Raw genomic sequence first — 19,341 nt, forward strand, 5'->3', positions numbered from 1 at the left:
ATTTTATAATGCATAAAAAGGTGGGATTACATGCAATCAATCATTGCATTTATTGTGGTATTCGGTTCCATCGTGTTTTTCCATGAACTTGGTCATTTCATCTTCGCAAAGCGTTCAGGCATATTAGTGCGTGAGTTTGCAATTGGTTTTGGTCCTAAAATAATAGGGATCAATAAAGGCGAGACATTATATACTGTTCGTCTATTGCCAATGGGTGGTTATGTCCGTATGGCGGGAGACGATGCAGATGTCATTGAATTGCAACCAGGTTATCGTATTGGAATGCTTCTAAACAACCAAAACGAAGTAACTAAAATCGTTTTAAATCAAAACAAACAATTGCCGGACATGCTCTTTTTAGAAGTAGAAAAGGCAGACCTTCAAAAAGAATTATGGGTAGAAGGTTATGACGAAGATGAAAAACTTGTCCGTTACCATATTGCCCGAAATGCAGTAATTGAAGAAAATGGCAGCGAGCTGATCATTGCTCCATACGACCGCCAGTTTAATTCAAAATCGGTCGGCAAACGTGCGATGACTATTTTTGCAGGTCCGTTGTTTAATTTTATTTTATCTGTTTTCATTTTTATCATTATTGCTTTTATTACAGGTGTACCGACGTATGAACCTGTAATAGCGGGTGTTGTAAAAGACAGCCCAGCAGCTGTAGCAGGGATGCAAAAGGGAGATGTTGTGACATCCATTGATGGCAAATCAATCGATTCATGGCAAGAACTTTCAGATGCCATCCAAAAAAATCCAAAGAAGGATCTAACGTTGGATGTAACACGTGGGGATTCTCATAAAACTCTTACAGTGACGCCAGAAAAGAAAGATATTGAAGGACAGTCAATCGGTCAAATTGGCGTACAATATCAAAGCCCTGTCGAAAAGAATCCAGCCAAAGCATTATTGTTCGGATTCACTGAGACCTACCACTGGATTATCAAAATATTTACGATACTAGGCGCCTTAATAACTGGAGGTTTTACGATTGATGCCTTGTCAGGCCCTGTCGGTATCTATAAGGCAACTGAAGAAGTGGCTAAATATGGTGTTGTCAATATTATGAATTGGGCTGCAGTATTAAGTATTAACTTAGGAATTATGAACTTGCTTCCACTACCTGCTCTAGATGGAGGACGCTTACTATTCTTCGGATTTGAAGCATTACGTGGCAAGCCTGTCGATCGTCAAAAAGAGGGCATGGTTCATTTCGTAGGGATCGTTTTATTAATGATTCTTATGATTGCTGTAACTTGGAATGATATTCAACGCTTTTTCTTTTAGCGTATTAAATAGAGCTTCGATATAATAGACAATTAAACAGAGCTCAAAGTGAGGTTAAATCATGAAACAAAGTAAAACATTTATACCAACTTTGCGCGAAATACCTGCTGATGCTGACGCCTTGTCGCATCAGCTCTTATTACGTGCGGGTTTTATCCGTCAACATGCGAGTGGAGTATATTCATATCTGCCACTAGGTTTTAAAGTGTTGCAAAAAATAGAAGAAATAGTTCGTGAAGAAATGAATGAAGCTGGCGCTGTTGAATTGTTATTGCCATCCTTGCAACAAGCTGAGTTATGGCAAGAATCCGGCCGCTGGGATGCTTATGGACCAGAGCTTATGCGTTTAACTGATCGTCACGAACGACCTTTCGCTTTAGGACCAACACATGAAGAGGTAATTACTTCATTAGTACGTGATGAAATAAATTCTTATAAAAAGCTGCCTTTGACTTTATATCAAATTCAAACAAAATTCCGGGATGAAAAGCGCCCACGTTTTGGATTACTACGCGGTCGAGAATTTATCATGAAGGATGCATACTCCTTCCATTCAACTAATGAAAGCCTTGATGAAACCTACCAGGATATGGTGAAAGCTTATACAAACATTTTTACTCGTTTAGGATTGAATTTCCGTGCTGTAATAGCTGACTCCGGATCAATTGGTGGTACGGACACACATGAATTTATGGTGCTGTCTGAAATAGGAGAAGATACGATCGCATATTCAGATGAAACTGATTACGCGGCAAATATAGAAATGGCAGAAGTGAATGTTGAATACACGCATTCAGATGAAGAGATGGGTACACTGGAAAAAGTGGAAACGCCAGATCAAAGAACAATAGAAGAAGTAGCAAACTATTTAAAAGTTTCACAGGAACAATGTATTAAAACACTTGTTTTTAATGTTGATGATGAATTAATAGTGGTTCTTTCCCGTGGAGACCATGAGATTAATGAAATAAAATTAAAACATGCACTAAATGCAGATTCAGTGGAACTTGCTGAGGAACAAGCTGTATTTGAATTATTAAATTGTCATGTGGGATCACTTGGACCTGTGAAACTGCCGGTCAACGTGAAAGTAATAGCCGACCTTGGAATTAAATCAATTCGCAATGGTGTTTGTGGTGCAAACGAAGAAGGCTTCCACTACAAAAATGTGAACCCAGGAAGAGATTTTGCTATTGACCATTTTGAGGATATCCGTTTTATCCAAGTAGGTGACCCTACACCTGATGGACAAGGAACAATCAAATTTGCTGAAGGTATTGAAGTAGGTCATGTCTTTAAATTAGGTACAAAATACAGTGATGCAATGAATGCAGGCTTCTTAGACGAGAATGGACGTAAGCAACCATTTATCATGGGGTGTTATGGAATCGGTGTTTCTAGATTACTAGCAGCAGTTGCAGAGCAATTCCAAGATAACTATGGCTTTATGTGGCCGAAACAAATTGCGCCATATGATATTCATCTCATCTCAGTTAATGAAAAAGATGAAGCGCAAAAAACATTAACAGATGATCTTTATAAATTGCTTCGTTCTTATCGTTATGATGTATTATATGACGACCGAAAAGAACGAGCTGGCGTTAAATTTGCGGATGCGGATTTACTTGGCTTGCCTGTGCGTGTCACAGTAGGTAAAAAAGCTACTGAGGGTATAGTTGAAGTGAAATTCCGCCAATCTGGTGAAACGTTTGAATGGGCAAAAGAAGAATTGGTGGATCGTTTGAACAACTTCTTTCATGCCGAATAGTAGTATGTGACTTGCGTTTTAGGGAGAAAGTACAATTTGTACTTTCTTTTCTTTGTTTCAAAGAGTGTTAATAAAATTTAACAAAGAGGTGAAATGATGGCTAACGAACAGGATGCAAGACAAAGATTTCAATTGCTCTTGCAACAAATCAATATGACGGAAGATGTGGTTATGCCATTTTTTGAATCAGCTGAGCTAGAACGCTTAACTGTGCATAAAAAAGACAAAGTTTGGCGTTTTTCAATAAAGCTTCCGCATATATTGCCGTTTCAACTGCTACGCGATTTCCAAATGCGTTTAAAACAAGCTTTTTCATCTATCGCAGATATTCAGATAACAATTGAAGCAACAAACCAACAGTTAACACAAGATTTAATTTCTGATTATTGGTTGATGATTGTAGAAGAAATAGACGAAATGTCCCCTCCGCTTCGTGAAGGTCTTGCGAAGCAGCTCCCAGAATGGAATGGGCAGAAGATTATGCTCAATTGTCAGCATGAGTTTCAATTAATGACATTGAAGTCAAAATATGCAGATGTATTATCCATGACCTATAAAAAGTATGGTTTTCCTCATATGGCCGTTGATTTTCAGTTAGTCGAATCGACTGAGGACTTGGCAGAACAGCAACGCCAGTTCCTAGAACAACGGCAGCAAGAAGAGATAGCCTTTGCAAAGCAAGCTGTTATGGATATGCAAAAACGTGAGAAAGAGCGTCAGCAAAATCCTGAGGGAGTGGATTTATCCGATAGACCATTCCAACTAGGGGTTCCTATTAAGCACGATGAACCGATTATGGACATTCATCAGATACAAGATGAAGAACGGCGTGTAGTAATCGAAGGATATGTATTTGATGCGGAGGTCAAAGAATTAAGAAGTGGACGATCACTTCTTACATTGAAAATGACTGATTACACAGATTCTATCTTAGTCAAGATGTTCTCTCGCGATAAAGAAGATGCAGCCTTGATGCAATGTGCAAAAAAAGGAATGTGGCTAAAAGTACGCGGCTCTGTGCAAAACGATACATTTGTCAGAGATTTAATTGTCATGGCCCAGGATATGGTAGAGATTAAACCCGTTTTGAAGAAGGATCACGCAAAAGAAGGCGAAAAACGTGTTGAGCTTCATCTACATACGCCAATGAGTCAGATGGATGCAGTATCTTCAGTAGATGCTCTTGTCGGTCAAGCTGCAAAGTGGGGGCATGAAGCGATTGCCATTACAGATCATGCAATCGTCCAATCTTTCCCTGATGCCTATAATGCTGGAAAAAAACATGGGATAAAGATTATCTATGGATTAGAGGCAAATTTAGTAGATGATGGCGTACCTATAGCATATGATGAACAACATCGTCTACTAGAAGACGACACTTATGTTGTTTTTGACGTAGAAACAACTGGGTTATCTGCAGCATATGACACTATCATTGAGCTGGCAGCCATAAAAATCCGAAATGGTGAAGTAATAGACAAGTTTGAAAGCTTTGCGAACCCTCATCATCCATTGTCAACAACAACAATAGAGTTAACAGGTATTACGGATGATATGGTCAGAAACGCTCCAGAAGTGACTGATATGATTAAAGAGTTCCATGCTTTTATCGGTGACACCATCGTAGTAGCACATAATGCATCTTTTGATATAGGCTTTTTATATGAAGCTTATAAGAAAGCGGGCGTTGATGAGTTTCATCACCCTGTAATCGATACATTAGAGCTGGCGCGTTTCTTGCATCCTGAGCTTAAGAACCACCGTTTAAATACATTGTGTAAAAAATTCGGCATTGAATTAACACAGCACCACCGCGCTATTTATGATACAGAAGCAACGGGATACCTATTACTTCATTTATTAAAAGAAGCAGATGCAAAAGGCATCACATATCATGATGATTTTAATAAATATATCGGTGAAGGAGATTCTTACAAAAGGGCACGTCCAACACATTGTACACTCCTCGCTGTTGATAACGACGGATTGAAAAATTTATTTAAACTTGTCAGCGAATCGCATGTCAATACATTTTATCGTGTACCGCGAATCAAGCGGTCGTCACTTCAACGGTTGCGAAAAGGTTTACTAGTAGGCAGTGCCTGCGATAAGGGTGAGTTTTTTACAGCTGTTATGCAGAAGTCTATGGAAGAAGCGATGGAAGTAGCGAAGTTCTATGATTATTTAGAAGTCCATCCAAAAGGAGTATATTCCCCACTTATCGAAGCAGAGTTAATACGAGATGAATGGAATTTAGAAGATATTATACGAAAAATCGTTAAAATCGGTAAAAAGTTAGGCAAACCTGTAGTCGTAACAGGAAACGTTCATTATTTGACTGAAAATGATGCGATTTTCCGGCAAGTGCTCGTTCGTTCTCAGGGTGGAGCTAACCCACTAAATCGCTACAAATTGCCAGCAGTTCATTTTAGAACTACAGATGAAATGCTAGAAGACTTTGCTTTTTTGGGAGCAGATGTGGCAAAAGAGATTGTCGTAACCAACTCCCAAAAAATCGCCAATATGATTGGTGAAGTTGTGCCAGTTAAAGATGAGCTATACACACCAAAAATTGAAGGTGCTGACCAGACAGTACGTGAAATGACGTATAAAATGGCTCATCAAATATATGGTGAAACTCTACCGGAAATAGTTGAAGCCAGATTAGAAAAAGAATTAGGTTCTATCATTGGCCATGGCTTTGCGGTTATCTATTTAATCTCACATAAGCTGGTAAAAAAATCATTGATTGATGGCTATTTAGTGGGCTCCCGGGGCTCTGTAGGCTCTTCGCTTGTAGCGGCTATGATGGAGATTACAGAAGTAAATGCATTGCCTCCACACTATATTTGCCCGAACTGCAAGCAATCAGAATTCTTTGACGATGGCTCTGTTGGCTCAGGATTTGACTTGCCGAACAAAGATTGCCCGTCATGCGGAACTCCCTATAAAAAGGATGGACACGACATACCTTTCGAAACATTCCTTGGGTTTAAAGGGGATAAGGTGCCTGATATTGACTTGAACTTTAGTGGGCATTATCAACCACGGGCACATAACTATACTAAAATATTGTTTGGAGAAGATTATGCATATCGTGCCGGAACTATTGGTACAGTTGCCGAGAAAACGGCTTATGGCTATGTAAAAGGCTACGCATCAGACAACAATTTAAATTTTAGAGGTGCAGAAGTGGATCGGCTTGTCCAAGGATGCACAGGCGTCAAAAGAACAACCGGTCAACACCCAGGCGGCATTATAGTCGTACCTAACTATATGGATATCTTTGATTTTTCACCATTCCAATATCCTGCTGATGCGCAAGATTCTGAATGGAAAACAACTCATTTTGATTTCCACTCTATTCATGATAATATACTGAAACTGGATATTTTGGGACACGATGATCCGACTGTTATCCGTATGCTACTTGATTTAACAGGAATTGATCCAAAATCTATTCCGACAGATGATCCTGAAGTAATGAAAATATTTACAGGTCCAGAATCGTTAGGCATTACGCCCGAGCAAATTAACTGTAAAACCGGTACATTGGGCATTCCAGAGTTTGGTACGCGATTTGTACGGCAAATGTTAGAAGAAACGAAACCGTCTACGTTCTCTGAGCTTGTTCAAATTTCCGGGTTATCACACGGGACAGATGTATGGCTTGGGAATGCAAGTGAGCTGATAGAAAATGGCACTTGTGTGTTATCGGAAGTAATCGGCTGCCGAGATGACATCATGGTGTATTTGATTTACCAAGGACTAGAACCATCGTTAGCATTTAAAATTATGGAAAGTGTACGTAAAGGTAAAGGTCTAACAGAAGACATGGAAGCAGCAATGCGGAAAGAAAGTGTGCCGGAGTGGTACATTGATTCGTGTAAAAAGATAAAATATATGTTCCCTAAAGCGCATGCTGCCGCATATGTATTAATGGCTGTTAGAATTGCCTATTTTAAAGTGCATTTCCCGATTGTATACTATTGTGCATATTTCACAGTCCGTGCAGACGATTTCGATTTAATCGCGATGGTCAATGGTTCGCAAATGATAAAATCACGCATTGAAGAAATCGAAAGCAAAGGTTTGGATGCTTCTCCAAAAGAGAAAAACTTGTTGACTGTTTTAGAACTAGCGCTTGAAATGTGCGAAAGAGGTATGGCATTCCAGAAAGTAGATTTATACAAATCAAAGGCAACGGAGTTTGTTATAGATGGCCAGACGTTAATTCCGCCATTTAATGCGATTCCAGGCTTAGGGAATAACGTGGCATATGCTATTGTCAAGGCAAGAGAAGATGGTGAATTTCTTTCAAAAGAAGATTTACAAATTCGAGGTCGTGTTTCCAAGACATTGATTGAGTATATGGATAAATTGGGCTGCTTAGAAGGAATGCCAGATGCCAACCAGCTGTCCCTCTTCTAGCCCTAGTTGCATTCAAAGTGCGATTGTGTTATAATTTAGACAATTATTTGTTGATAGAACGACAGCAAAAGAGTGGGATATCCCGCTCTTTTCTCTTGTTATGACAACAAACTTTAGTCAGGAGGATTGTATGAGCAAGGTTACAACAGAAGTGGAACAATTAGTAACACCAATAGTAGAAAGCCTGAACCTTGAATTAGTCGAGATTGAATTTGTGAAAGAAGGCAGAGAATGGTTTCTACGCGTTTATGTGGATACTCCTGAAGGAAGCATAGATATAGAACAATGCGCACAAGTAAGCGAATTGTTGAGTGAGAAACTGGATGAAGTGGACCCGATTGAACAAAATTACTTTTTGGAAGTTTCCTCACCAGGAGCGGAACGTCCATTAAAAAAAGAAGCGGATTTTGTAAAAGCAGTTAATCAGTTTGTGCATATAAAATCATATGAGCCGATTAATGGCATGAAGGAATTTGAAGGTTATCTAGAATCTTACACAGATGAAGGCGCTGAGCTTGCAGTAAAAATTAAAACTAGAAAAATAAAAGTTCTCATACCGAAAGATAAAATTGCCAAAGCCCGTTTAGCAATTGACTTTTCAGCAGAACGTTAACTTAGGAGTGAAATTGGACAATGAGTAAGGAATTAGTCGGTGCGTTCGCTGCACTTGAAGCAAAAGGTATCTCAAAAGATGTCATCGTTGAGGCGATTGAAGCGGCACTCATTAATGCGTATAAAAAGAACTTCAATCAAGCGGCAAATGTCCGTGTAGATTTAAACTTAGATAAAGGCTCAGTACGTTTGTTTACACGTAAAGACGTTGTAGAAGAAGATGATATAGAAGACGATCACCTACAAATTTCTATAGAAGAAGCGCAGAAAATTAACCCGGCTTATGAAATTGGGGATGTAGTGGAAGAAGAAGAAACACCGCGCAATTTTGGTCGTATTGCAGCTACAACTGCTAAACAAATTGTGACACAACGTTTCCGTGAAGCAGAACGCGGTATTGTCTATGAAGAGTATGTAGACCGTGCTGATGACATTATGAACGGTGTAGTCGAACGTTTAGATCCTCGTAATATCTATGTGGGAATTGGCAAAATTGAAGCGGTTCTTCCGCAAAGCGAGCAAATTCCTGGTGAAGTATACAAACCGCATGATCGGATAAAAGTATATATTACAAAAGTAGAACGCACATCCCGTGGACCACAAGTATTCGTTTCACGTACGCATCCTGGATTGCTACGTCGTCTATTTGAACTTGAAGTGCCGGAAATTTTTGAAGGCACAGTAGAAATTAAATCGATTGCCCGCGAAGCAGGCGACCGTTCTAAAATTTCGGTTGTGGCACATAACGAAGAAGTGGATCCTGTGGGTTCATGCGTTGGTGCAAAAGGAGCGCGCGTACAAACGATTGTCAATGAACTACACGGCGAAAAAATCGATATCGTTGAGTGGTCTGAGGATCCAGTGGTATTTGTAGCAAATGCACTAAGCCCTTCACAAGTACTAGATGTCCAAGTAAATGAAGAAGAAAAATCTACTACAGTTGTTGTGCCAGATTACCAGTTGTCTCTAGCAATCGGTAAACGTGGTCAAAACGCAAGATTAGCAGCTAAATTAACTGGCTGGAAAATCGATATTAAAAGCGAAACAGATGCGACTGAATTAGGCATTTATCCACGTTCAGAAGAGCAAATTGTCCAAACTGCTGATATCTATGAACAAGAGATAGATGAAGAGCCACTAGAAGAAATTGAAGTGGATCTATACAAAGAAGACTAACAAGGGATTTTGACGTCAGTGTCTTCAATTAACCCAAATGTCAAAAGAAAGGTGAATTCTGATGCCGACCAATCGTAAAATACCTTTGAGAAAATGTATTGCTACCGGAGAGATGTTTCCGAAAAAAGAAATGATTCGCGTGGTCCGTTCCAAAGAAGGAGAAGTAACTGTTGATCCGACTGGAAAAAAATCGGGGCGCGGCGCATATGTTTCGAAATCGGCTACAGCGATTCAAGCCGCAAAAGATAAAAATGTGTTTGAACGCCAACTTCAAGTGGAAATTCCAGCACATATATACGATGATCTATTAGCAATTGTTCAAAAGGAAACTCGAATATGAATCAAGAACAAGCAATTTTAAATTTGCTAGGTATAGCCGCAAGCGCACGCAAGGTGGTAACCGGCGAAGAACAGGTAGTAAAAGAAGTAAGAAATCAGCAAGCTAAGCTGGTTATTTTATCGACAGATGCTTCGAAAAATACTAGAAAGAAGCTAACCGATAAATGCCATTCTTTTCACGTTGAGCTACACGAATTTTCAACAAGGGATGTTCTCGGACACGCCCTTGGTAGGGAGGCGAGAGTTTCCGTAGCAATAATGGACAGCGGTTTTGCAAGAAAGCTGTCTCAGCTACTCAACGAAATCTAACCGGGGGTGAGTACATGACAAAATTACGCGTTCATGAATATGCGAAACAAGTAAGCCAGTCAAGTAAAGAAGTGATTGATCAGTTATCTAAGCTCCAAATTGATGTGAAGAATCATATGTCCATGTTAGAACCAGAAACGATTAGCAAATTAAATCATGTATATAAAAAAGGCACTCAACAACAGAGTGTACAGTCAAACCCAACAAAAGGGCAGCCAGGAACTCGTCCTGCAGCAAGAAAAGAGCAACCCTCTTCTAGTCCTGCTCAAACAAAACAAAATAATAACCAAGGAAGTACTATGAATAATAATTCAACTTCAAAAGACAACTCAAAACAAAGACCATCAACAAATAATAATCAAAACCGAAGCCAAACGAATAATCGTGGTGGCCAAACAAGCAACACGCAAGGTGGCAACCGTCCAAACAATAATTCAAGAGGTGGTAGCCAAACGAGCAACACGCAAGGTGGCAACCGTTCAAACAATAATTCAAGAGGCGGCAGCCAAACAAGCAACACGCAAGGTGGCAACCGTCCGAATAATAATACAAGAAGCGGTAGTCAAACAAGCAATACGCAAGGTGGCCAACGTTCTAACAATAATGCTAGAAGCGGTAGCCAAACAAGCAACACACAAGGTGGCAACCGCCCTAATAATGCAAGAGGCGGCAACCGTAGCAATAATGCACAAGGCGGCAACCGTAACAACAACCAACGACGCAAACCAGGCATTCATGGCGGACAGCGCCGTAAGAATCGTCCACAACCGGCACCACAGCCAGCTGTGAAAAAAGAATTGCCAGAAAAAATCACGTTTTATGAATCACTTAGCGTTGGTGAATTAGCTAAAAAATTAGGCCGTGAACCATCTGAAATCATTAAAAAATTGTTCATGCTTGGTGTTATGGCTACAATCAACCAAGAACTTGATCAAGACGCAATTGAATTAATTTGCGCAGACTACGGTGTTGAAGTAGAAGAAGAAGTACGCATTGATGCTACGGATCTAGATACTTACTTCGAAGAAGATGAAAATGAAAATACTGCAGATATTAAAGAACGTCCGCCAGTAGTTACAATTATGGGTCACGTTGACCATGGTAAAACAACTTTGCTTGACTCTATCCGTAACACTAAAGTTACAGAAGGCGAAGCGGGCGGTATTACACAACATATCGGTGCTTATCAAGTTGTTGTCCAAGGAAAAAAGATTACTTTCCTAGACACACCAGGACATGCCGCTTTCACAACTATGCGTGCGCGTGGTGCTAAGATTACCGATTTAACAATCCTTGTTGTGGCTGCAGATGACGGTGTTATGCCTCAAACAATTGAAGCAATCAACCACGCAAAAGCTGCTGAAGTTCCAATCATTGTAGCAGTCAACAAAATGGATAAACAAACAGCAAACCCTGATCGTGTGATGCAAGAATTAACAGAACATGGTTTGGTTCCAGAATCGTGGGGCGGGGATACTATCTTTGTACCGATTTCTGCATTGTCTGGCGAAGGTATCGACCAATTGCTTGAAATGATTTTGCTTGTTTCTGAAGTAGGCGAATTAAAAGCAAATCCTAAACGTCGTGCTATTGGCTCTGTCATTGAAGCACAATTAGATAAAGGCCGTGGCTCTGTAGCAACATTATTAGTTCAAAACGGTACACTAAATGTAGGAGATCCAATTGTTGTTGGTCATACGTATGGTCGTGTTCGTGCAATGGTCAACGATCTTGGTCGCCGCGTGAAAAGCGCAGGTCCATCTACGCCTGTAGAAATTACTGGCTTAAATGAAGTGCCACAAGCAGGGGATCGTTTTGTTGTATTTGAAGATGAAAAAACAGCTCGTCAAGTAGGGGAAGCTCGCGAATCTACTGCTATCCAAGAAATGCGTACTGAAAAACAACGCGTTACACTTGATAACTTGTTTGAACAAATGAAACAAGGCGATATGAAAGAATTAAACTTAATTGTCAAAGCAGATGTTCAAGGTACAGTTGAAGCAATGGCTGCTTCATTGATGAAAATTGATGTAGAAGGCGTTAATGTGAAGATTATTCATACAGGCGCGGGCGCTATTACTGAATCTGACATTTCACTTGCAGCTGCTTCAAATGCAATTGTAATTGGTTTCAATGTTCGTCCTGATGTCAATGCAAAACGTGCTGCAGAAGCTGAAGGCGTAGATATTCGTCTTCACCGCATTATTTATAAAGTAATTGAAGAGATTGAAGCTGCAATGAAAGGCATGCTAGATCCTGAATATGAAGAAAAAGTAATCGGTTCTGCAGAAATTCGCGAAACCTTTAAAGTTTCAAAAGTTGGTACAATTGCCGGCGGTTATGTAACAGAAGGTAAATTAACTCGTGACAGTGGTGTACGTGTGATTCGCGAGGGAATTGTTATCTTTGAAGGTGTGTTAGATTCTTTAAAACGTTTCAAAGATGATGCAAAAGAAGTTGCAAGAGGGTATGAATGTGGTTTTACAATCAAAGACTACAATGACCTTAAAGTAGGCGACCAAATCGAAGCCTTCGTAATGGAAGAGATTAAACGCTAATGATGGCATATGCAGAGTGTGAATTTTTTGTTCCTGCTGCACATTCGCTAAAAGAAAAACGTGCTGTTTTGCAGTCTATGACTATGCGTGTAAAACAGAAATACAATATCTCTATTGCAGAGATAGACCATCAAGATGTTTGGCAAAGAACGCTTCTAGCTCTTGTTTCTGTTGCTTCTTCACAACAAGCAGCGGAAAGAGAGCTAGAGCGGGCTATCGCTTTTCTAGAGTCAAATCCGGAATGGCAATGCCTTCACATTGATCGGGAGTTTATATAAGAAATTGAGGTGAACGTTTATGTCAATGCGCTCAACACGTGTCGCTGAACAAATGAAAAAAGAATTGGCAGATATCATTAGCCGTAAAATCAAAGATCCAAGAGTTGGATTTGTAACTGTAACGGATGTAGAGGTAACTGGTGATCTTCAACAAGCGACGGCATATATTACTTGCCTAGGAAATGAAAGAGAACGCCAGGATACGTTAAAAGGGCTTGAAAAGGCGAAGGGTTTTATTCGCTCTGAAATTAGCCACCGCATTCGTTTGCGAGTTACACCGGAACTTTCTTTCGCTTTTGATTCTTCAGTAGAATATGGCAATCGAATCGATTCATTGCTGCGCCAACTGAACGATTCACAAGACCAATAGACAAAAGCCTGCAATTAGAGCTTGCAGGCTTTTTCTCTTAAAAAATGTATTAAATTATTTGGTGTAATGTTGGCAAAGGAGTGAGTTACATGCATGGTATTTTACCATTATGGAAAGAAAAAGGCATGACTTCACACGATTGTGTATTCAAGGTGCGAAAAATTTTACATACAAAGAAAGTCGGGCATACCGGCACATTAGATCCCACTGTTGAAGGTGTGCTGCCAATATGCATAGGAAATGCTACAAGACTTGCTGAGTATTTGACGAATGCCGGAAAAACCTACGAGGCTGTAATTGAAATTGGGGTTTCCACTACTACAGAAGATGCCGAAGGAGAGATAGTGGAAGAAGATTTGTCGGAAAAGCAAATTAGCCGCAATGAGTTACTTCAGGCTTTACAATCGCTTACCGGCACAATCAATCAAACCCCACCTATGTATTCTGCCGTAAAAGTAAATGGGAAAAAGCTTTATGAATATGCAAGACGGGGCGAAACTGTTGAACGTCCAACAAGGCAAGTGACCATTTATGAATTGGAGTTATTAGACCATTCTACAGAATATAAGGGTGAAAAAATTCGGTTCTCTGTCCGTATAAGCTGTAGCAAAGGGACTTATATTCGAACGCTTGCTGTGCAGATTGGTGAAGCGTTAGGGTATCCTGCTCATATGGCTTCATTAGTACGCATCAAGTCAGGTACCTTTACAAAGGACGATTGTGTTACATTATCCGAATTACAAGAAAAAGTTGATGCCGGCTTGCTTCAAGAGTGCATGAAGCCATTGGAATTTGCACTTTATGAATATCCACAGATAGAGCTTACTGAGTCTATTGAAAAGGCCATTAAAAATGGACAAGTTCTGCTAATGCATCCTGCGCTTAATGAAAATGATAAAATTGTTTATATGAAAGGCAATTCTGCAGTTGCTGTATATATAAAGCATCCAGAAAAAGAGGGATTCATGAAACCAGAAAAAATGTTTCCAAACGTGGATTAGGTAGGAGGAAATTGTTATGAAAGTGATTCATCTCATGTATCCGCATCAAATCAATTCGCCGGAAGTTCAAGGCCCTTACTCACTAGCCATTGGTTTTTTTGACGGCATTCATCTTGGTCATCAAGCGGTTATAGAAGAGGCAAGAGAACAAGCAAAAGCGAAAAACTTAAAATTAGCTGTGATGACATTTGATCCACACCCTTCCATTGTATTGGGAGGCCGAAAAGAACAAGTGTTTTATATCACTCCTTTGAAACAAAAGATTGAAATCCTGAAAAAATTGCAAGTTGATACTGTATTTGTTGTTCGCTTTACTTCTGATTTTGCCAATTTAAATCCATCTGAATTTGTTGATATATTTATTCGCGAGTTAAATATTAAACATGTAAGTGCTGGCTTTGATTATTCATTTGGCAAGAAAGGTAGCGGCAAAATGGAAGATATGAAACAACTTAGCAATGGCGATTACGAGGTATCTATTGTGGATAAAAAACAGTTTGAAGAAGATAAAATTAGTTCTACACGGATTCGGAGTGCCCTAAAAGAAGGCGATATGGAATCCGTTCGCCACTTGTTGGGACGACCATATCAAATCCCTGGCGTTGTGGTTCATGGGGATAAGCGAGGCAGAGAAATTGGATTTCCAACTGCCAATGTTCAAGAAGCAGAAGGTACTTTCATACCGGCAACTGGTGTCTATGCAGTAAAGATTGAAGTACAGAATGAGTGGCATAATGGTGTATGTAATGTCGGCTATAAACCGACTTTCAAAAATCCAGATGAAAAGAATTTAACGATTGAAGTGTTTATTGACCAGTTTGATAAAAATATCTATGGTGAAGAAGTGAAAGTGGATTGGTATAAGTACTTGCGAGGCGAAAGAAAATTCAGTGGAATTGAGGCATTGAAAACCCAAATTGAAGCTGATAAACAACAGGCATTAGAATACTTGCGATCATTAGTTTAAATCAATTATAGTTGCATGAGTAACCTGTTTATGTTACTATTTTCTAAGTGATCCGCTTCTAGCGGCGCTGAACCATTACTTGGCTCTACGAATCACCAACGAGTTGCTCAGTAATAGGGGATATTTTTTAATCAGTAGGAGGTGAATAGGATGGCACTAACACAAGAACGCAAAAACGAAATCATTGCTGAATACCGTACACACGAAAGTGATACTGGTTCACCAGAAGTTCAAATCGCTGTCCTTACGGAAGAGATTAACAACTTAAACGAACATTTACGTGTTCACAAAAAAGACCACCACTCACGTCGCGGTCTATTCAAAATGGTCGGTCGTCGCCGTAACTTATTAAAATATTTACGTGAAAACGACGTACAACGTTACCGTGAAATTATTACAAAACTTGGCTTACGCCGATAAAATGAAACAACAAACAGCGAGGGATTCTGCCCGCGCTGTTTGTTAGTTCAATCAGTCGAAACTTACTCCATCTTCATTGTGTACAAGTTGCACAATTGAAGTAAAGTAGGAGCCGAGATTAAATGCATGAGATGAAAGCGGGCTTGTCCCGCTTTTTCTTTATGTTTAATAAAATTCCAGCCATCTATAGCGAATAAAAGCGGAATGTAGAGAAATGTTTCGCAAAGCGCATTTATTTTTGATAAACTACAAGTAACTACATAACATAAGCTTATATGTAATTTAGGTTTTCTTTTTAAGAGAGGAGTTCAATAGATGAACGAAAAAAAAGTTTTTACCTATGAATGGGCAGGACGACCATTGCAAATCGAAGTCGGCCAGCTTGCAAAACAAGCAAACGGTGCAGTAATGGTACGTTACGGCGAAACAGCTGTACTATGTAATGCTACTATGTCTAAACACCCAAAACAAACAGATTTCTTCCCTTTAACTGTGAACTATGAAGAAAAACTTTATGCAGTCGGTAAGATTCCTGGAGGTTTTATTAAAAGAGAAGGACGTCCATCTGAACGTGCTGTTTTAACATCTCGTTTAATTGACCGACCAATCCGTCCATTATTTCCAGACGGTTTCCGTAATGAAGTACAAGTTACCTCAATGGTTATGTCAGCTGATCCAAACTGCAGCAGCGAAATGGCGGCTATGGTAGGTTCATCATTGGCTCTTATGGTATCTGATATTCCATTCGACGGACCAATCGCAGGTGTTCAAGTTGGTATGATTAATGATGAGTTTATTGTTAATCCTACTGTGGAACAATTAGATCAATCATTGATTAATCTTACTGTTGCAGGCACTAAAGATGCGATCAACATGGTGGAGGCTGGTGCCCTAGAAGTGCCAGAAGAAACAATGCTTGAAGCAATCATGTTCGGACATGAAGAAATCAAAAAGCTTATTGCCTTCCAAGAAGAAGTAACGAAGGAAGCAGGCAAAGAAAAAATCGAAGTAACATTGCATGAGTTAGATCCACAATTGACTGAAAGCATTACTTCTCAATTTGAAACTCAAATGAACGCAGCGATTCAAACGCATGAAAAACATGCACGTGATGAAGCGATTGAAGCAGTAAAAGCTGAGGTAATTGCACAATTTGAAGAACAAGAAGCAGACGATGCTACATTGAAACAAGTTGGCCAAATTTTAGATAAGATGGTCAAAGAAGAAGTCCGTCGATTGATTACCGAAGAAAAAATCCGCCCAGATGGCCGTAAATTAGATGAAATCCGTCCATTATCTTCAGAGACTGGATTGTTGGCGCGTGCTCATGGTTCAGGATTGTTTACACGTGGACAAACACAAGCGCTATCAATCTGTACGCTTGGCGCATTAAGCGATGTTCAAATCATTGATGGACTTGGTGTAGAAGAGTCAAAACGCTTTATGCACCATTATAATTTCCCTCAATTCTCAGTTGGGGAAACAGGACCAATGCGTGGTCCAGGACGCCGTGAAATCGGTCACGGAGCACTTGGAGAACGTGCATTATCCGCGATTATTCCAGATGAAAAAGATTTCCCTTACACTATTCGCTGTGTATCAGAAGTATTAGAATCAAATGGTTCAACATCACAAGCAAGTATCTGTGCATCTTGCCTAGCATTGATGGATGCAGGTGTTCCAATTAAAGCACCAGTAGCAGGTATTGCGATGGGCCTTATTAAAAAGGGCGATTATTATTCCATCTTAACGGACATTCAAGGTATGGAAGACCATCTTGGCGATATGGACTTTAAGGTAGCTGGAACAGCAAAAGGTGTAACAGCACTTCAAATGGACATTAAAATTGATGGTTTATCTCGTGAAATTCTAGAAGAAGCATTAGTGCAAGCAAAACGCGGCCGTATGATTATTTTAGAATCTATGTTGGCTACAATCGCTCAACCGAAAGAACACTTATCTGCATATGCACCTAAGATTCAGCAGATTCATATCAACCCTGATAAAATCCGCGATGTAATTGGGCCAGGGGGCAAACAAATCAACAAGATTATTGAAGAAACAGGCGTAAAAATCGATACAGAGCAAGATGGTACGATTTCAATTGCTTCTTCAGATGAAGATATGATCAAACGCGCTAAAGAAATAATCGAAAACATTGTGCGTGAAGCAAAAGTCGGCGAATACTATATGGGTAAAGTTAAACGTATCGAAAAATTCGGCGCGTTCCTAGAAATCTTCCCTGGTAAGGATGGCTTGCTTCATATTTCTGAAATTCAAGAAGAACGTACAAAAGCTGTCGAAGATGTCTTGAAATTAGGTGATGAGCTATTGGTGAAAGTCATTGAAATCGATCGCCAAGGCCGTGTCAACTTATCACGCAAGATTGTTATTAAAGAAGAAAAAGAAAGAGCAGAACAACAATAAGACTGTTTTATTTAAAAAGTTAAGCAGTTAAAGAATATATTATGTCTGCAACGAGGTTGTCTAATTAAACGACAGCCTCTTTTTTATATAAAGGAGGAAGATTATTGAGGATTAAACATATATGTAAAAATGGCGTTAGAATTCTTGTTGAAAAACGTCCATACGTTAGATCGGTATCCATGGGCATTTGGGTAAATGTAGGTTCCAGAGATGAAAGTCCTGAATTAAACGGAATAACACATTTCATTGAACATATGTTGTTTAAGGGTACATATAGTAGGACAGCAAAAGAAATAGCTGAATCCTTTGATCGTATTGGAGGGCAATTAAATGCCTTTACGTCTAAAGAAAATACTTGTTTTTATGCCACCACTTTGGATATCCATGCAGTTGAAGCGCTGAACATTTTAGCGGATATGTTTTTCCATTCATCCTTCGATCCGCAAGAAATTGAAAAAGAAAGGCAAGTAATTTATGAGGAAATGCTATTAGTTGAAGATACGCCAGATGATGAAGTAGATGAAAGGCTTTGGCGAGCCATGTTTCCTGACGATCCAATTGGTGCTCCTATCCTAGGTACAAAAGATACATTGGAAACCTTCACAAAAGAAACGCTAGAAGATTTTATGGAGGCACATTATACGCCTGAACGCATAGTAATCTCCATTGCCGGCAATGTCCCTGATCATCTTTTGGACACAGTCGCCGCATTATTTGGAGATTTTGAAAGAGACTCTGAAGTCCCTCGGATTGCTATAATACCTCGATTTGATCCAGGTATGACTATCAAGCGTAACCATGCAGAACAATCACATTTATTGCTTGGATACCCATCACTTTCAATAAAAGACCCAAATCTCATGAGTCTTCTTGTCATGAATAATATAATCGGAGATACAACGTCATCAAGGCTTTTTCAACAAGTGAGAGAAGAGAAAGCGTTAGCCTATTCAATTTATTCGTATTACTCTGCTTACCAAGATACTGGCGCTTTTATGATTTATGGCGGTACATCTCCTAAGCAATTGGATCTTTTGGAAGAAACTATTTTGCAAATAACAGATAACCTAAAGGAAAATGGCGTAACAGCTAAAGAAATAAAGTACGCAAAAGAACAATTAGAAAGCAATTTTTTGTTAAGCCTTGAAACCACTAATGATGTCATGCATCGAAATGCAAAAAATGAATTGATCTATGGAGAGCATAAATCGATTGAAATAAATTTAGAAGAACTGCAAGCAGTAAATGAAATAAGTGTGAATAACATCATACAAGATATACTGGGAAAACCATTTGCTAAATCGATTATTCAGCCAACTAAGAGACTTTAATATGCCTCTTAGTTTTTTTTATGCACATGCATATGTATAATGACATACACTATTATGACGGAGA

15 protein-coding genes are annotated in these 19,341 nt (G+C 39.4%); all 15 read left to right on the forward strand.

All coding sequences use genetic code 11. The annotated features are described in order from the left end of the window. The first annotated feature begins 30 nt into the window (after positions 1 to 30). The 15 genes from rseP (at position 31) to M2M59_RS05295 (ending at position 19,277) form a co-directional block, all read left to right on the forward strand. The gene (rseP, locus tag M2M59_RS05225; RefSeq protein WP_249775693.1) at positions 31 to 1,290 is read left to right on the forward strand and encodes an RIP metalloprotease RseP; all 1,260 of its coding nucleotides are present in this window, start codon (positions 31 to 33) and stop codon (positions 1,288 to 1,290) included. A 61-nt stretch (positions 1,291 to 1,351) separates the two neighbouring features. After that, positions 1,352 to 3,058: a proline--tRNA ligase gene (locus M2M59_RS05230; RefSeq protein WP_249775694.1), complete on the forward strand. Its 1,707-nt coding sequence runs from the start codon at positions 1,352 to 1,354 to the stop codon at positions 3,056 to 3,058. 96 nt (positions 3,059 to 3,154) lie between these two features. Next, complete coding sequence (locus M2M59_RS05235) at positions 3,155 to 7,489, forward strand: PolC-type DNA polymerase III (RefSeq protein ID WP_249775695.1); 4,335 nt, start codon at positions 3,155 to 3,157, stop codon at positions 7,487 to 7,489. A gap of 130 nt (positions 7,490 to 7,619) precedes the next feature. Beyond that, positions 7,620 to 8,102 carry a ribosome maturation factor RimP gene (rimP, locus tag M2M59_RS05240; protein ID WP_066785707.1) on the forward strand — a complete coding sequence of 161 codons (483 nt, stop codon included), beginning with the start codon at positions 7,620 to 7,622 and terminating at the stop codon, positions 8,100 to 8,102. Positions 8,103 to 8,122: 20 nt separating this feature from the next. Continuing rightward, the gene (nusA, locus tag M2M59_RS05245) at positions 8,123 to 9,277 is read left to right on the forward strand and encodes a transcription termination factor NusA (RefSeq protein ID WP_066785709.1); all 1,155 of its coding nucleotides are present in this window, start codon (positions 8,123 to 8,125) and stop codon (positions 9,275 to 9,277) included. 61 nt (positions 9,278 to 9,338) lie between these two features. After that, positions 9,339 to 9,617 (forward strand): RNase P modulator RnpM, encoded by a 279-nt coding sequence (rnpM, locus tag M2M59_RS05250; RefSeq protein WP_066785711.1) that lies wholly within the window; start codon positions 9,339 to 9,341, stop codon positions 9,615 to 9,617. Then, entirely contained in the window at positions 9,614 to 9,925 is a 312-nt protein-coding gene (locus M2M59_RS05255; protein WP_066785714.1) for a YlxQ family RNA-binding protein, read from the forward strand. Before rnpM ends, M2M59_RS05255 begins: the two co-directional genes overlap by 4 nt. A 14-nt stretch (positions 9,926 to 9,939) precedes the next feature. Further along, positions 9,940 to 12,483, forward strand: a complete 2,544-nt coding sequence (gene infB / locus M2M59_RS05260; protein ID WP_249775696.1) for a translation initiation factor IF-2 — start codon at positions 9,940 to 9,942, stop codon at positions 12,481 to 12,483. Beyond that, entirely contained in the window at positions 12,483 to 12,761 is a 279-nt protein-coding gene (locus M2M59_RS05265) for a DUF503 domain-containing protein (protein WP_147194098.1), read from the forward strand. Before infB ends, M2M59_RS05265 begins: the two co-directional genes overlap by 1 nt. A gap of 19 nt (positions 12,762 to 12,780) precedes the next feature. Beyond that, positions 12,781 to 13,131: a 30S ribosome-binding factor RbfA gene (gene rbfA / locus M2M59_RS05270; RefSeq protein WP_066785730.1), complete on the forward strand. Its 351-nt coding sequence runs from the start codon at positions 12,781 to 12,783 to the stop codon at positions 13,129 to 13,131. Positions 13,132 to 13,220: 89 nt separating this feature from the next. Next, positions 13,221 to 14,132, forward strand: a complete 912-nt coding sequence (gene truB, locus M2M59_RS05275; RefSeq protein WP_249775697.1) for a tRNA pseudouridine(55) synthase TruB — start codon at positions 13,221 to 13,223, stop codon at positions 14,130 to 14,132. A 16-nt stretch (positions 14,133 to 14,148) separates the two neighbouring features. Then, a complete protein-coding gene (gene ribF / locus M2M59_RS05280) occupies positions 14,149 to 15,099 on the forward strand; it encodes a riboflavin biosynthesis protein RibF (protein WP_249775698.1) in 951 nt (316 codons plus the stop codon). Between the two features lie 150 nt (positions 15,100 to 15,249). After that, the gene (gene rpsO, locus M2M59_RS05285) at positions 15,250 to 15,519 is read left to right on the forward strand and encodes a 30S ribosomal protein S15 (RefSeq protein WP_066785740.1); all 270 of its coding nucleotides are present in this window, start codon (positions 15,250 to 15,252) and stop codon (positions 15,517 to 15,519) included. 315 nt (positions 15,520 to 15,834) lie between these two features. Next, the gene (pnp, locus tag M2M59_RS05290) at positions 15,835 to 17,946 is read left to right on the forward strand and encodes a polyribonucleotide nucleotidyltransferase (protein ID WP_249775699.1); all 2,112 of its coding nucleotides are present in this window, start codon (positions 15,835 to 15,837) and stop codon (positions 17,944 to 17,946) included. Positions 17,947 to 18,050: 104 nt separating this feature from the next. Beyond that, entirely contained in the window at positions 18,051 to 19,277 is a 1,227-nt protein-coding gene (locus M2M59_RS05295) for a M16 family metallopeptidase (RefSeq protein ID WP_249775700.1), read from the forward strand. Positions 19,278 to 19,341: the final 64 nt, after the last annotated feature.

The organism is Rummeliibacillus sp. G93 (genome assembly GCF_023515935.1).
GTDB lineage: Bacteria > Bacillota > Bacilli > Bacillales_A > Planococcaceae > Rummeliibacillus > Rummeliibacillus stabekisii.

Bases quoted from the DNA above. Each gene is read 5' to 3' on its own strand.
- rseP (WP_249775693.1), top strand. From the start codon at position 31: ATGCAATCAATCATTGCATTTATTGTGGTATTCGGTTCCATCGTGTTT.
- M2M59_RS05230 (WP_249775694.1), top strand. From the start codon at position 1,352: ATGAAACAAAGTAAAACATTTATACCAACTTTGCGCGAAATACCTGCT.
- M2M59_RS05235 (WP_249775695.1), top strand. From the start codon at position 3,155: ATGGCTAACGAACAGGATGCAAGACAAAGATTTCAATTGCTCTTGCAA.
- rimP (WP_066785707.1), top strand. From the start codon at position 7,620: ATGAGCAAGGTTACAACAGAAGTGGAACAATTAGTAACACCAATAGTA.
- nusA (WP_066785709.1), top strand. From the start codon at position 8,123: ATGAGTAAGGAATTAGTCGGTGCGTTCGCTGCACTTGAAGCAAAAGGT.
- rnpM (WP_066785711.1), top strand. From the start codon at position 9,339: ATGCCGACCAATCGTAAAATACCTTTGAGAAAATGTATTGCTACCGGA.
- M2M59_RS05255 (WP_066785714.1), top strand. From the start codon at position 9,614: ATGAATCAAGAACAAGCAATTTTAAATTTGCTAGGTATAGCCGCAAGC.
- infB (WP_249775696.1), top strand. From the start codon at position 9,940: ATGACAAAATTACGCGTTCATGAATATGCGAAACAAGTAAGCCAGTCA.
- M2M59_RS05265 (WP_147194098.1), top strand. From the start codon at position 12,483: ATGATGGCATATGCAGAGTGTGAATTTTTTGTTCCTGCTGCACATTCG.
- rbfA (WP_066785730.1), top strand. From the start codon at position 12,781: ATGTCAATGCGCTCAACACGTGTCGCTGAACAAATGAAAAAAGAATTG.
- truB (WP_249775697.1), top strand. From the start codon at position 13,221: ATGCATGGTATTTTACCATTATGGAAAGAAAAAGGCATGACTTCACAC.
- ribF (WP_249775698.1), top strand. From the start codon at position 14,149: ATGAAAGTGATTCATCTCATGTATCCGCATCAAATCAATTCGCCGGAA.
- rpsO (WP_066785740.1), top strand. From the start codon at position 15,250: ATGGCACTAACACAAGAACGCAAAAACGAAATCATTGCTGAATACCGT.
- pnp (WP_249775699.1), top strand. From the start codon at position 15,835: ATGAACGAAAAAAAAGTTTTTACCTATGAATGGGCAGGACGACCATTG.